The 13757-nt window shown below is 76.9% G+C and carries 12 protein-coding genes and 1 pseudogene; 10 read left to right on the forward strand and 3 right to left on the reverse strand.

The features are described from left to right. The first annotated feature begins 67 nt into the window (after positions 1-67). Both WHI96_RS13885 and madC read left to right on the forward strand, forming a co-directional pair. On the forward strand, positions 68-1126 hold the full coding sequence (locus WHI96_RS13885) for a MadB family AAA-type ATPase (protein ID WP_345653757.1): 1059 nt from the start codon (positions 68-70) through the stop codon (positions 1124-1126). After that, a complete protein-coding gene (madC, locus tag WHI96_RS13890) occupies positions 1123-2670 on the forward strand; it encodes a MadC family VWA domain-containing protein (RefSeq protein ID WP_345653754.1) in 1548 nt (515 codons plus the stop codon). Before WHI96_RS13885 ends, madC begins: the two co-directional genes overlap by 4 nt. A 4-nt stretch (positions 2671-2674) precedes the next feature. Here madC and WHI96_RS13895 read toward each other — a convergent pair whose 3' ends face one another. Both WHI96_RS13895 and WHI96_RS27860 read right to left on the reverse strand, forming a co-directional pair. Then, positions 2675-2845: a hypothetical protein gene (locus WHI96_RS13895; RefSeq protein ID WP_345653751.1), complete on the reverse strand. Its 171-nt coding sequence runs from the start codon at positions 2843-2845 to the stop codon at positions 2675-2677. Between the two features lie 137 nt (positions 2846-2982). Continuing rightward, positions 2983-3261: pseudogene (locus WHI96_RS27860) on the reverse strand (NADPH-dependent FMN reductase); the annotation flags it as partial. Between the two features lie 42 nt (positions 3262-3303). On the opposite strand from WHI96_RS27860, the gene WHI96_RS13905 reads away from it, so the two are divergent. From WHI96_RS13905 to WHI96_RS13940, 8 genes are all read left to right on the forward strand, one after another. Then, complete coding sequence (locus WHI96_RS13905) at positions 3304-4848, forward strand: ABC transporter substrate-binding protein (protein ID WP_345653746.1); 1545 nt, start codon at positions 3304-3306, stop codon at positions 4846-4848. A gap of 97 nt (positions 4849-4945) precedes the next feature. Next, a complete protein-coding gene (locus WHI96_RS13910) occupies positions 4946-6211 on the forward strand; it encodes an MFS transporter (RefSeq protein WP_345653744.1) in 1266 nt (421 codons plus the stop codon). A gap of 133 nt (positions 6212-6344) precedes the next feature. Next, on the forward strand, positions 6345-7739 hold the full coding sequence (locus WHI96_RS13915) for an ABC transporter substrate-binding protein (protein ID WP_345653741.1): 1395 nt from the start codon (positions 6345-6347) through the stop codon (positions 7737-7739). Next, complete coding sequence (locus tag WHI96_RS13920; RefSeq protein ID WP_345653738.1) at positions 7736-8710, forward strand: ABC transporter permease; 975 nt, start codon at positions 7736-7738, stop codon at positions 8708-8710. The genes WHI96_RS13915 and WHI96_RS13920 overlap by 4 nt, the downstream gene beginning before the upstream one ends. Further along, positions 8707-9513, forward strand: a complete 807-nt coding sequence (locus WHI96_RS13925; RefSeq protein WP_345653735.1) for an ABC transporter permease subunit — start codon at positions 8707-8709, stop codon at positions 9511-9513. The genes WHI96_RS13920 and WHI96_RS13925 overlap by 4 nt, the downstream gene beginning before the upstream one ends. Then, on the forward strand, positions 9510-10967 hold the full coding sequence (locus WHI96_RS13930; RefSeq protein ID WP_345653732.1) for an ABC transporter ATP-binding protein: 1458 nt from the start codon (positions 9510-9512) through the stop codon (positions 10965-10967). The genes WHI96_RS13925 and WHI96_RS13930 overlap by 4 nt, the downstream gene beginning before the upstream one ends. 52 nt (positions 10968-11019) lie before the next feature. Next, positions 11020-11406 carry a hypothetical protein gene (locus WHI96_RS13935; RefSeq protein WP_345653729.1) on the forward strand — a complete coding sequence of 129 codons (387 nt, stop codon included), beginning with the start codon at positions 11020-11022 and terminating at the stop codon, positions 11404-11406. After that, complete coding sequence (locus WHI96_RS13940) at positions 11403-12923, forward strand: ABC transporter substrate-binding protein (RefSeq protein WP_345653726.1); 1521 nt, start codon at positions 11403-11405, stop codon at positions 12921-12923. Before WHI96_RS13935 ends, WHI96_RS13940 begins: the two co-directional genes overlap by 4 nt. Here the strand turns inward: WHI96_RS13940 and WHI96_RS13945 are convergent, their stop codons facing one another. Then, positions 12924-13673, reverse strand: coding sequence for a class I SAM-dependent methyltransferase (locus tag WHI96_RS13945; protein ID WP_345653723.1), 750 nt, complete (start codon positions 13671-13673; stop codon positions 12924-12926). Between the last annotated feature and the right edge of the window lie 84 nt (positions 13674-13757).

The following is a 13757-nucleotide window of genomic DNA, read 5'->3' on the forward strand; positions in this document are numbered from 1 at the left end:
TCCCTTCCATCGCCGCGCCCGGGGCCGATCCCCCGGGCGCGGCGTCCCCTGTGCCACGAGGAGCCCCGTGTTCGACAGTCCCGAGACGCTCGCCGAGGCACTGGCCGGCGAGGACTACGTCATCGACCCCGAGTTCGCCGTCGTGGTGCACCTGGCGACCGCGCTGGAACGCCCGCTGCTGCTGGAGGGCCCGGCCGGCGTCGGCAAGACCGAGCTGGCGAAGTCGCTGGCCGCGGCCGGCGGGCGGCGGCTGGTCCGGCTGCAGTGCTACGAGGGCCTCGACGACGGGCGCGCCCTCTACGAGTGGGACTACGGCAAGCAGCTGATGCACGTCCAGATGCTGCGCGACCGCATCGGCGAGCTCCTGTCGGGCACCACCACCATGGCCCAGGCCTCGGCCCGGCTGCGGGCCGAGGACACCGGGCTCTACACCGAGGACTTCCTGCTCCCCCGCCCGCTGCTCGAGGCGCTGCTGTCGCCGGAGCCGGTCGTGCTGCTCGTCGACGAGGTCGACCGGACCGAGGAGTCGATGGAGGCGCTGCTGCTCGAGGTGCTGGCCGAGGGTCAGGTCACCGTGCCCGAGATCGGCACCTTCACCGCCCGCTCGACGCCGTGGGTGGTGCTGACCTCCAACGACACCCGTGAGCTGTCCCCCGCGCTCAAACGCCGGTGTCTGCACTACCAGGTCGCCTTCCCGACGCCCGAGCGCGAGACCGAGATCGTGTCCCGGCGTGCGCCCGCCGTGGCCACCGACGTCGTCGCCGACGTCGTCGAGCTCGCCCGGCGGCTGCGGGAGCTCCCCCTGCGCAAGTCCCCGTCCATATCCGAGGTCATCGACGCCTCGCGAGCCGCCGCCGTGCTGGGGCTGGAGTCGGCCGGGGAGTCCGAGAAGGTCCGCTCCACGCTGCTCGCCGCCCTGCTCAAGTACGGCTCGGACCGGGAGCTGGCGATCGCCCGGCTCGACGGCGACGGCGGCGCCGCGGTGGAGGTCGCCGAGGACTCCGGGTGGGTGCGCCGGTCGAGCCGCCCGGCCGACACCACCTCCGGGGCGTTCGGGAAGGGCCGCGCGGCGTCCACCGGCGGGTCGGCGGGTGCGCGCGACCGGGCCCGCCGCGGCCTCCGATGACCGGCCCCGGCCCCGGGGGCGTCGCCGGACGGCTGCTGCCGGTGCTGTCCGCGGCGTTCTGCCGGGTCCTGCGCGCGCAGCGGCTCGAGGTCTCCCCCGCGGAGTCGGTCGAGGTGCACCGGGTCCTGGCGATGGTCGGTGGCGCCGACACCGACCGGCTGCGCGCGTCGCTGCGCGCGGTCACCGTCAAGTACGTCCACGAGCGCCCCGGGTTCGAGATCGCCTTCGACGCGTTCTTCGGGCTGCTCCCCGACGACGAACGGGCAGGCCGGGGCGGCGGCCCCGGCCTGCGCGGGCCGGGCTCGCAGGGCCTGCCGGACGAGCTGGAGCTGGCCGACGAGGACGACGCCCTCGGGCGCTTCGCCGACCACGACCCGTCCGCGGCCGAGGCGGGCGACCTGCTCGACGCCGAGGAGACCGCGAAGGGGTTCAACCCCCATCGCGACGACGACGACGTCTCACTCGGCGGGGCGGACAGGGAGCTCTCGGTGTCCTCCGGCGACGACCGGGGCCGGCGCGGCACGACCTACACCCTCGACCTGGAACGGGCCGGCGCCGCCGTCGGCAGGGAGCTGACCTCCGGGGCGAGCGCACCGGTCTCCGGGTCGATCTCCTTCGACGACCCCGAGACCGTCCTGGCCTGGCTCGCCGGGTACGACCCGCACTCGGTCTACGCCGACGGGCCCGCGGGTGAGGAGCTCTCCACGGGCCGGTTGGACCGTCTGGTCGAGGCGATCACCGAGTTCGTCACCCGGCTCGCCGACCGGGTCGAGGCCGGTGGGTCACGCCGTCGTGACCACGACGGCACCGACCACGACGGCACCGGCCCCGACACCTCGGGTTCCGCGGACATGGCGCAGGCCTGCCACGAGCTGCTGCACCGGATGCGCGGCGCCCCGCGACGGGTGCCGCGCGAGCACGCCCGCGGGCCGCTCGACGTCCGGCACACGATGCGGGGCTCGCTGCGCAGCGACGGCGTCCCGTTCCACCTGTACCACCGGGCGCGGGTCCCGGACCGGGTCCGGCTGCTGGTCGTCGTCGACGTGTCGCTGTCGGTGCGGTCGGTCACCGCGTTCGTGCTGCGGCTGGCCCGGACGCTGCACCGGCAGGCGTTCCGCTGCCGGGTGGTCGCCTTCACCGACTCCCCCGTCGAGGTCACCGACCTGCTGCTGCGGGCCCACGACGACCACGCGCTCGCCGCGGTCCTGGCCGCGCCCGGCATCGACCTGGACGCGAGCAGCGACTACGGCCGCGTCCTGCACGAGCTGAACGAGCGGCACCGCGACGCCGTGGACCGGCGCACCGCGGTGCTGGTCGTCGGCGACGGCCGGTCCAACGGCCTGCCCCCGGGCACCGCGGAGCTGGAGGCCCTCGCCCGCCGGGCCCACCGGGTCGGGTGGATCACCCCGGAGCCCGAGCGGTACTGGGACCAGGCGTCGTGCGCGATGCGCGACTACGCCCGGGTCCTCGACCACGTGCTCGTCGCCCGCGACGCCGACGAGCTCCGCGCCGGGGCCGGGGAGCTCGGCCACGCCCTGTCCTGAGCGGTCACCCCTCGCGCAGGGAGCGGCGCGGGATGTCCGGGGCGGCCGGTCCCGCGGCACCACGGGGCACCGCCCGCGCGAACGCGACGACGGCGTCGGCCAGGTCGTGCAGCCGCTCGCGGACGCCGTCGTCGGTGAGGTCGCCGCCGGTGAAGTGGGTGTTGTTCGCATGCACCGCGCCGGGCACCGCCCAGGCCCGGAAGAACCCGACGAGCGGCTTGAGCTCGTGCTCGACCGCGAGGAAGTGGTGGTCGGTGCCCCGGTCGCGACGAGCCCGACCGGCTTGCCCGCCAGTGCGTCGTCGGGGAGCACGTCGAACAGGTTCTTCAGCCGGCCGGTGTAGCTGCCGCGGTACATCGGGGTGCCGACGACGAGCGCGTCCGCCGCGACGACCCGGTCGATCACCGCGCGGGTGTCGCCGGTGTGGTCGGCGGGGTCGCGGCCGTCGGAGAAGACGACGTCGTGGTCGCGCAGGGCGAGCAGCTCCGCCGACACTCCGTCGTGCGCGGCCGCCCCGGCCACCGCCACCTCCAGCAGCAGCGCGGTCCTCGACGGGTCGGACGGGCTGCCGGAGATCGCGAGGAGATCCATCCCGGCGACCCTGGCCGTCGCCCGACCCGGCACCCTGGAGCCGTGCAGCTGAGCCGTCGTTCGTTCCTTCGGGCCGCCGGTGCGTCCGCGGCGCTCGCGGGGATCCCGGCCCTGGCGGCGTGCGGCGCGCCGGCCGACGCGGCGTCGCCGCGGCTGGTCACCTCGTTCGCCGGGACCGGCCTGCTGGGGGCACCCGACCCGCACCGGGTGTGGCGGCCGGTGGACCGGGCGCGGGCGGCCGCCGTCGCCGACACGCTGCTGGTGTGGGACCAGGACATGACCCCGCGCCCGCACCTGGCGGCCTCCGCGGCACCCGACCGGACGGGGACGCGCTGGCGGATCCGGCTGCGCGACGCCGTCGCCCACGACGGGCGACCGCTGGGCCCGGCCGACGTGCTCGCGTCGCTGCGCCGGGTGCTCGACCCCGCGACCGGGGCGACGGCCGCGCCGCTGCTCGCGCACCTGGACCTGACCGCCAGCCGCGCGGTGTCGGCGACCGAGGTGGAGCTCGTGCTGGGCCGACCCGACTTCCTGTTCGCCCTGGCCCTGGCCGCGCCGGGGACCGGCATCGTGCGCGGCGGGCGGGGGGACGTGCCCGTCGGCACCGGCGCGTTCCGCTTCCTGCCCGGCTCGCCGGACGCCCTCTACCGGCACGACGGCCACTGGGCCGGCCGCCCGCCCGCGCCCGCGGTGGAGTTCCTGGTCGACGACGACGAGGAGAACCGCTACCAGTCCCTGGTGGACGGCTACGTGCACTGGGCGCACGACCTGTTCCCGCACAGCGCCCGGCGGCTGCTCGGGCGGACCGGGACGACCGTGCTGTCCGCACCGGGCTCGGTGACCCGGTTCCTCGACACCGGGCCCGGCCCGCTCGCCGACCCGCGGCTGCGCGAGGCGGTGCGGCTCGGGATCGACCGGGTGGAGCTGGTGCACGAGATCCTCCTGGACCTCGCACAGCCCGGCGACGACCTGTTCGGGGCCGGGCTGGCCGACCACCCGGACGGGGTCGCGCCGGTGGTGCGCGACGTCGCGCGGGCCCGGGAGCTGGTCGTCGCGGCGGGGGCGGACGGGGCGCGGGTGCCGCTGTTCTTCGACCCGTTCGACCCGATGTCGCGGCCGACCGCCGATCTGGTCGTGGAGCAGCTGGCGGCGGTCGGGCTGCGGTGCGAGCCGCGCGAGCCGGAGCCGCCGGACGTCGAGCCGACCCCGGGCATCCGGTTCCGCCGTGCCGCGGCGCAGCCGATCCCGCTCTACCTGCAGGCCGCGGCCGCGGCGCCCCGGGGCCCCGGTGACGACACCGCGGACGAGGGCGCGGCCGGTCCGGTGACCGGCGGGCCCGACGGGGGCGGGGACGCCGCGGGGGGCCGCCCCGACGTGCGGGCGCTGCTCGCCGTCGCCGCCCGGGCCCCGGACGAGGCCCGCCGGACCGACGCCCTGCGCCGCGCCCAGCTCCTGCTGCGCGAGGACGCGACCGCCTGGTCGGTCGGGGACGAGCACGTCGGCGTCACCGCGGACCTGTCGGGCGTCGGGCCGGCCCGCCCGGACACCGGGACCTGGGCCCGGTTCCACCGCGCCCGCCTGGGCTGAACGAGCTGCATCCGATCGGCAGGTGCGCATCGGTGGCACTTGTACCGGGGGGACGTATGTGATCCCGTTCAGGTGATCAACCGAAGGGGGGTACGTCGTGCTGCGCGCCTTCGGCGAGCTGACCGCGCCGAGCCGGATGCTCGTGGTGAACCAGTTCGGCATCAACCTGGGCTTCTACCTGGTGCTGCCGTTCCTGGCCACCCACATGGCGAGCCTGGGCTACGCGGCGGCGACGATCGGGCTCGTCCTCGCCCTGCGCAACCTGTCCCAGCAGGGGATGTTCCTGGTCGGCGGCTCGGCGGCGGACCGGATCGGCTGCCGTCCGGTGATCATCGTCGGGTGCGCGCTGCGGATCGTGGCGTTCGGGCTGTTCGTCGTCGCCGACTCCCTGCCCGGGCTGGTCGCCGCCGCGGTGCTGACCGGGCTGGCCGGGGCGCTGTTCAACCCCGCGGTGCGCGCCTACCTCATGGCCGAGGCCGGCGACCGCCGCGCCGAGGTCTTCTCCGTGTTCAACGTGTTCGGCCACGCCGGGGCCCTGCTCGGGCCGCTGCTCGGTGCCGTGCTGCTCGCGGTGGACTTCCGCCTCGTCGCCGCCGTGGCGTGCGCGGTGTTCACGGTGCTGACCGTCGCGCAGCTGTTCGTGCTGCCCGCCCGCCCGGCGCCGCCGCAGGACCGCGGGCTGCTCGGCAGCTGGGGCGAGGTCGTCGGCAACGGCCGGTTCCTGCTGTTCGCGCTCGGCGGGGCCGGCTACTTCGCCCTGTTCAACCAGCTCTACCTGGTCCTCCCGGTCGAGGCGCAGCGCGTGTCCGGCGTCGCCGGTGCGGTCGGCGCGGTGTTCGTCGTGTCGACCCTCGTCGGCATCCTGGGCCAGGTCCGCATCACCGCGTGGTGCCGTGCCCGCTGGACCGACGGGCGCACGATGGCCGTCGGGCTCGTGCTGATGGGAGCCGGGTTCGTCCCGCTGGGCGTCGCGGCGCCGTTCGTGCCGACCGCCCCCGCCGGCGCGTGGACGGCGGCCGGTCTGCTCGCCGTCGCGCCGGTCCTCACGGGCACGGTGGTGTTCACCGTCGGCATGGCGATGACCAACCCGTTCTCGCTCGCCCTGCTGCCCCGCGTCGGCAGCGAGCAGCTCGCCGGCACCTACTACGGCTGGTACTACCTCGTCTCCGCCGCCGTCGTGGCGGTGAGCAACACCGCCGTCGGGAACCTGCTCGACCGCCATCCCGACGGCGCCGGCCGCTGGATCCCGTTCGCCGTCCTGCTCGCGATCGGGCTCGCCGGCGCCGCCGTCATCGGCTGGATGCAGCGCACCGGCAGGCTCGAACCGCGCGCCGCCACGACCACCACCGCCACCCCCGCCTGAGGAGCACCCGTGGAGCTGACCCGACGCACCTTCCTGGGCGCCGCCGCCGCGCTCGCCGCAGTCCCCGCCCTCGCCGCCTGCGGCGGTGGCAGCGGCGGGGGTTCCGAACGGCTGCGCGCCGCCTTCCCCGGCGGTGGCTCGCGCGAGTCGCTCGCACGTCGTCCCGCAGTTCGTCGACCAGGTACGGGCCAAGGCCACCTTCGACACGCTCACCGGCTGGTCGCAGGACATGACCGCCGAGCCGCGGCTGGCCGAGTCCGTCGAGCCGGACGCCACCGGCACCCGCTGGCGGATCCGGCTGCGTGACACCCGCTGGCACGACGGCCGCCCGCTGACCGGTGACGACGTCCTGTTCACCTTCCGGCGCATCGCCGACCCCGCCACGACCGCGTCGGCCGCGGCGCTGTTCGCCGGGGTCGACCTCACCGCGAGCCGGGCCGCTGGACAACGCGAGGTCGAGGTCGTGCTCACCGCGCCGGACTTCACCTTCCCGCTGTGGCTGGGCGCGCCCGGCAGCGAGATCGTCCCGGCTGGCACCACCGGGTTCGAACCACCGGTCGGGACCGGGCCGTTCCGTTTCGTCTCCTTCACCCCGGGCGGCACCACCGTCTACGCCCGCAACGACGCCTACTGGGACGGCGCCCCGCCGGCCCCGGAGCTGGAGCTCACCCCCATCGACGAGGAGCAGGCCCGGCTCGGGGCGCTGCTGTCCGGCCAGGTCGCCTACGCCCACGACCTGCGTCCGGCGAGCGCCCGCCAGGTGGAGGCCCAGGGCGGGCGGGCCACCCTGCTCACCGCGCCGCAGTCGACCACCCAGTTCCTCAACCTGCGTGTCGACCGGCCGCCGTTCGCCGACCCGCGGGTGCGGGAGGCCGTGCGGCTCGGCATCGACCGCGCGGCGCTGGTCCGGGTGGTCCTGCTCGACACGGGGCAGGTCGGGGCCGACCTGTTCGGCGGCCCGGACCTGGAGTACTACCCGGCCGGCGCGACGGCGGCCCCGCGCGACGTCGGTCGCGCCAGGGCGCTGCTGCGCGAGGCCGGGGCCGAGGGGCTGGCGTTCGAGCTGCAGACCTCGGGCAGCGACCCGAACTTCCAGCCCGCGGCCACACTCGTCGCCGAGCAGCTGCGCGAGATCGGCCTGGCCCCGACCCCGCGGGTGCTCGACGCCCCGACCTACTTCAGCACCGTCCGCGAGTCCGGGGTCGCGTCGTTCACCCGTACCGGGGCGCTGCCGATCCCCGACTTCATCGGGCGCCGACGGCTCTCGACCGCCGGCAACTCGAACTACACCGGGTACCGCAGCACCGAGATCGACCGGCTCTACGCCGAGGCCGTCGCGAACCCCGACGAGCGCGCCCGCGGGTCGAACCTCACCCGGATCCAGGAGCTGCTGCGCGACGCGTCGGGGGCGCTGGTGTGGGCGCTGTCGAACTGGAACGTCGGTCTCGCCGCGGGGGTCACCGGGATCGAGGCCGCCAAGCCCAACAGCCACCTGTGGGGCCGCTTCGACAAGGCCGCCGCCGGATGAGCACCGACGCTGCCCTGCCCGCCGCCGTCGCCCGCCGCCGACGTTCCCCGGCCGGGCAGGTGGCGATCGCGGCCGCCCAGCTGCTCGCCGCCGTCGTGGCGATCTTCGCGCTGACGACGCTGCTGCCCGGCGACGCGGCCGACGTCGTCCTGGGGCCCGACGCGACCGACGAGCAGGTGGAACGGCTGCGCACCGAGCTGGGGACCGGCCTCCCGGCCGCCGAGCGGCTCGGCGACTGGCTCGGCGGGCTCGTCACCGGCGACCTGGGTACCTCGCTGGTGACCGGGCGGGCCGTCGTCGACGAGGTGGCGGACCGGCTCGGGACCACCGTGCTGCTCGCCGCGCTGGGGCTCGCGGTCACGGTCCCGCCGGCCGTCGCCGTCGGCACCGCGGCGGGACGCAGGCCGGGCAGCGCCGTGGACCGGGTCTCGACGGCGACGGTGGCGGCACTGCAGGCCGCCCCGCAGTTCGCGACCGGGCTGCTGCTGGTCGGGCTGTTCTCGCTGCAGCTCGGCTGGCTGCCCGCGACCGCGGGCGGCGGCTCCCTGCTCAGCCCGGCGGTGCTGGTGCTGCCGGTCGTCGTCCTGGTCGCGGCGCAGCTGGGGTGGCTGTCGCGCCAGATCCGCCAGGGCGTGCTGCAGACCGACCGGGCCCCGCACGTGACGCACCTGCGCCGGCTCGGCCTGCCCGAGCGCGACGTGCTGCTGCGCCACGTGCTGCCCGGTGGGCTCGCGCCGTCGGTGCAGCAGCTCGCCCGGATCGTCGAGGGCACGCTCGGCGGGGTCGTCGTCGTCGAGGCGCTGTTCGCGTTGCCCGGGGTCGGGGCCGGGGTGGTCGACGCGGTGCAGAACCGCGACATCCCGCTGATCCAGGGCTACGCGCTGCTCGCCGCCGTCGTCACCATCACGGTCAACCTGGTGGCCGACGCGGCGACCGCGCGGCTGAGCCCGGTGCGGGAGGACGGGCCGTGAGCCGGGTGCCGGTGACGACCGCGGTCGCCGCGCTGCTCGCCGGGGTGCCGCTGCTGTGCGCCGTCGCCGGGCCCGCCCTCGCGCCGCTGCTCCCGGCCCCGGACGGCTCCGGCGCGCTGCTGCCGCCCGGGCCGGGGCACCCGCTGGGCACCGACGCGCTGGGCCGCGACGTGCTGGAGCTCGCGCTCACCGGTGGTACGACCGTCGTCGCGCTCGTCGTCGGCACGCTGGTGCTGGCCTACGCGGCCGGGGTCCCGTTGGGGCTGGTGCTCGCCGCGTCCGGGCGCCGGTGGGCGGTGCTGCTCACCCAGCGGACGCTGGACGTGCTGCTGGTCCTGCCGTCGCTGCTGGTGCTGCTGGTCCTGGCCGGCACCGGACGGCGCGGGGTCGGCTGGCTGCTGGTCGCCACCGCGCTGCTGCAGCTGCCCGCGGTCGTCCGGGTGGTCCGCGGGGCCGCCGGGACCCCGGCGCGGCGGGTGGCGCTGGAGACGATGACCCAGAACGGCGAACCCTGGTGGCGGATCCACCTCGCCGAGACCGGGCGATTCGTCGCCGGGCCGGTGCTCGTCGACGCCGGGACCCGCGGCGTGCTCGTGCTGACCGTGCTGACCAGCGCGAGCTTCCTCGGGGTCGGGCTGCCACCGGACACCGTCGACTGGGCGGTGGTGATCGAGCAGAACTCGTCGTCGCTGTTCCTCGCCCCGTACGCGCTGCTGGTGCCGGCGGGGCTGCTCGTCGCGCTCGCCGCGGGGACGAACCTGCTGGTCGACCGGCTCGCGGACCGGACGGGGGCGGTCGTGTGAGCGCACTGTCGGTCCGCGGGCTGACCGCGCGCACCGCCGACGGGACGGTGCTCCTCGACGGCGTGGACCTCGACCTCGCCCCGGGTGCGGTGCTGGCCGTCGTCGGGCCGTCCGGGGCGGGGAAGTCGACGCTCGGGCTGGCGGTGCTCGGCGAGGCCGCCACCGGGGTGGCGCTCGACGGGTCCGTCCGGATCGGGCCTGCCGAGCTGCTCGGCGTCGCCCCGCGGGAGCTGCGGGCGCGCCGCGCCGGGCGGGTCGGGCACCTGCCGCAGCACCCGGGCGTGGTCCTGGACCCGGTGCGCCGGGTCGGGCCGGTCCTCGACGAGCTCGCCGCCACCGTGCACGGCCGCGGGCGACGGCACCGGGCGGCCCGCGCCCGGGCGGTCACCGAGGCGTGCGAGCGGGCCGGGCTCGGCGCCGAGCCGCACCTGCTCCGCCGCCACCCGCACCGGCTCTCCGGCGGGCAGCAGCAGCGGGTCGCGCTGGCCCAGACGCTGGTGACCGGGCCGGACGTCGTCGTGCTCGACGAGCCGACCACCGGGCTGGACCCGGTCACCACCGACGCGGTGCTGGACCGGCTCGCCGCGCTGGCCGCGGGCTCCACGGCGCTCGTGCTGCTCACCCACGACCTCGACGCCGTCCGCGTGCTCGCCACCGCCGTCCCGGTGACGGTGCTGGAGCTGGCCGCGGGCCGGGTCGTGCGCACCGGCCCGGCCGCCGCGCTGCTCGGTGCGCCCGTCCCGCCCGCGCCCCCGCCACGACCGGCGGCCGGCGGGGCGCTGCTCGAGGTGACGGGCCTGGGGGTCCGGGCCGCGGGCGGGGCACAGCTGCTGTCCGGGGTGGACCTCGCCGTCGGACGGGGCGGGTTCGTCGCGCTGACCGGGCCGTCGGGGGCGGGCAAGACGACGCTCGGCCGGGCCCTGGCCGGGCTGACCCCCTGCTCGGGGAGCGTCCGGGTCGACGGCCGGGACCCGGCGGGCGACCGGCGCGCCGTGCAGTACGTCCACCAGGACTGCCGGTCCGCGTTCCTCGACCACCGCCCGGTCCTCGACCAGGTCGCCCGGCCGGCCGTGCTGCTGCGCGGGCGGTCCCCGGCCGACGCCCGGGCCGCCGCCGTCGCGCTCCTGGAGCGGCTCGGCGTCCCCGCCGCGACGGCCGCGCGCCGCCCGGGCGGGCTGTCCGGAGGTCAGCTCCAGCGGGCGTCGGTGGCACGGGCCCTGCTCGCCGGGCCCGCGGTGCTGGTGGCCGACGAGGCCACCTCGGCGCTGGACGGCGGGCACCGCGCGCTGCTGCTCGCCGAGCTGCGGCGCTCCTGCCGCGAGGACCGCACCGCGGTGCTGCTGATCAGCCACGACCCGGTCACCGTCGCGTCGGCGGACCGGGTCGTGACGCTCGTCGACGGCCGGGTGGCCGTGGCAGCGCGGCCGGTCCCGGCCGGCCGCGGTGCCACTTGACGGTCGTCACTCACGTCTGAACAACTCGTCATACGTCACGTACGGTCGGATCATGTCCGCGCTGTCCGCCGTCACCGTCTGCCGGGGGTGCTGCTGCGGCTCCGGTCGCAAGCACCCGGGCCTGGACCGGCCCCACCACGACAGGCTGCTCGACCGGCTCACCCGGGGCACCGAGGGCCACGCGCGGCTGCGGACCAGCGAGTGCCTCGGCCCGTGTGCCGACTCCGACGTCGTCGTGGTCGGACCCACCCCGGCCGCGCGACGGGCGGGGGCGCGGCCCGTGTGGCTGCGTGCGGTCCTGGACGCGGCGACGACCGACGCCGTCGCCGACTGGGTCCGCGCGGGCGGCCCGGGCACGGCGCCACGCCCGGCCGTCCTCGACGGGCACGTGTTCGCCCCCGGCCCGCGGGCCTCGGACACCGGGCGGGCCGCCGGATGACCCCGCCCGAGCTGTCCCGGCGCCGGGTGCTGACCGGCGCACTGGGCGTCGCCGCGCTCGCCCTCACCGGCTGCTCCGGCGGCGGGGCGGGCGACCAGCGGCTGCGGGTCGCCTTCGCGACCGGCGGCTCGCGCGAGTCGCTGGACCCGCACGTCCTGCCGCTCTACGTCGACCAGGCCCGGGCCAAGGCGTGCTTCGACACCCTCACCGGGTGGTCGCAGGACATGACCCCCGAGCCGCGGCTGGCCGAGTCCTGGGAGAGCGACGCGACCGGGCGGCGGTGGCGGATCCGGCTGCGCGCGGCCCGCTTCCACGACGGCTCCCCGCTCACCGCCGACGACGTGCTCGCCACCCTGGCCCGCATCACCGACCCGGCGACCACCGCGATCGCCGCGACCCTGTTCCGCGACCTCGACGCGGCCGCCTCGCGGGCGGTGTCGCCGACCGAGGTCGAGCTGGTGCTGACCCGGCCGAACACGCTGTTCCCGCTGGCCTGGGGCGCGCCGGGAACCGAGATCGTCAAGGCCGGGACGACGTCGTTCGACCGTCCGAACGGGACGGGGCCGTTCCGGCTCGCGTCGTTCACCCCGGGCGGGTCCACCGTCTACACCGCGTCCGAGGACCACTGGGACGGCGCGCCCGGCGTGCGCGAGCTGGAGTTCCTGCCCGTCGACGACGAGGCCGCCCGGATCGGCGCCCTGCTGTCCGGCCAGGTGCACTACGCCCACGACCTCACCCCCACCGGCGCCGCCCGGCTCGACGGCGAGCAGCGCGCCGCGGCGCTGTCCGCACCGGCCTCGGCGAGCCAGTTCCTGGTGATGCGGGTGGACCGGGCGCCGTTCTCCGACCCGCGGCTGCGCGAGGCGGTGCGGCTGGGCATCGACCGCGAGGAGCTCGTGCGGGTCGCGCTGCTCGGGCGCGGCCGGGTCGGCGACGACATGTTCGGCCAGGGGCTGCGCTACCACCCGGCGGGGGTGGGCCCGGTGGCGCGGGACGTCGCGCGGGCCCGCGCGCTCGTCACCGAGGCCGGGGCGCAGGGGGCGGCGGTCGAGCTGCAGACCAGCGGCGCCGACCCGACCTTCGACGCCGCCACCGCGCTGGTGGCGCGCCGGCTCGGCGAGGTCGGGCTGCGGGTCACGGCGCGGCCGCTGCCGTCGTCGGGGTACTTCCGCGCCATCCGGCAGCAGGGCGTGTTCTCCCAGAACAGCACCGGCTCGCTGCCGATCCCGGACTACATCGGACGCCGGATGCTCACCAGCACCCCGACCTACGACTTCACCGGCTACCGCAACCCCGAGATCGACCGCCTCTACTACGCCGCCGTCGCCACCACCGACGACGCCGCCCGCACCGACGCGTTCGCCCGGATCCTGGGTCTGCTGCGCGCCGACTCGGGCGCCCTGGTGTGGGGCGTGCGGGACTGGAACGTCGGCGTGGCGGCCGGGCTCACCGGACTGGAGGCGGCCCGGCCGAACACGTTCGCCTGGGCGAACTTCGCGCGCGCCCGGCTCGGGTGATCAGCGGATCGCGACCAGGGTGCGCCGGTCGAAGGTCTGGGTGAGCGTCCCGACCTCGGCGAACCCGGCGCCGGACAGCGCCCGCTCCCAGGCCGGCAGCGACGACCCGCCGGTGACCCGGTCGGCGAAGCGGCGCTCCCGCTCGGCGAACCCGTCGGCCAGGGCGGGCTCGTCGGCCAGCGCGTCCCACCAGGTCCGGAAGTCCTCGCCGGTGGCCAGCCCGCGGTCGGTGCGCTCGACCCGCAGGGCCCGGGTCAGCTCGGCCAGGCGCGGCCGGCCGGGGTCGGCGAGCACGGTGTCGACGTTCACGAACACACCGCCGGGGCGCAGCACGGACGCGAGGCGCTGCGCGAGCTCGGGCAGCGCGGGCTCGGGCAGCCAGTGCAGCGCGGTGGCCGAGACGGCCGCGTCGAACGGCCCGCCGCCGACGGCGTCGGTCCACCCGGGACGCGAGAGGTCGGCGTCGACCCAGCGCACGCGCTCACCGGTGGTCCGCCGGGCCAGCTCCAGCATGACCGGGTCGACGTCGACGCCGACCACCTCGGCACCGGTCCAGCGCGCCGCCGCGCGGGACGCGAACGACCCGGGCCCGCAGGCGAGGTCGAGCAGCCGCGCAGGCGTACCCGCGAGCCGGTCGACGACGTCGAGCGCCAGGGCGAACAGCTCCTCGCGGTCGGGGATGTAGCGCTCCTGCTGGGCGTCCCACCGGCGCAGCCAGTGCTCGGCGTCGAGGTCCGTTCCGGTGGTCATCGCACTCTCCTGCACATCGGTGGCAACAGCGCGTCCGACGGTAACCGGGCGGGCCCGTCGAACGGAAGGGACCGCCGGGCCCGT

The sequence above is a fragment of the Pseudonocardia tropica genome, assembly GCF_040105315.1.
GTDB lineage: Bacteria > Actinomycetota > Actinomycetes > Mycobacteriales > Pseudonocardiaceae > Pseudonocardia > Pseudonocardia alni.

Coding starts and splice junctions, on each gene's coding strand:
- madC (WP_345653754.1), top strand. CDS start 1,123: ATGACCGGCCCCGGCCCCGGGGGCGTCGCCGGACGGCTGCTGCCGGTG.
- WHI96_RS13920 (WP_345653738.1), top strand. CDS start 7,736: ATGAGCACCGACGCTGCCCTGCCCGCCGCCGTCGCCCGCCGCCGACGT.
- WHI96_RS13935 (WP_345653729.1), top strand. CDS start 11,020: ATGTCCGCGCTGTCCGCCGTCACCGTCTGCCGGGGGTGCTGCTGCGGC.
- WHI96_RS13940 (WP_345653726.1), top strand. CDS start 11,403: ATGACCCCGCCCGAGCTGTCCCGGCGCCGGGTGCTGACCGGCGCACTG.
- WHI96_RS13945 (WP_345653723.1), bottom strand. CDS start 13,673: ATGACCACCGGAACGGACCTCGACGCCGAGCACTGGCTGCGCCGGTGG.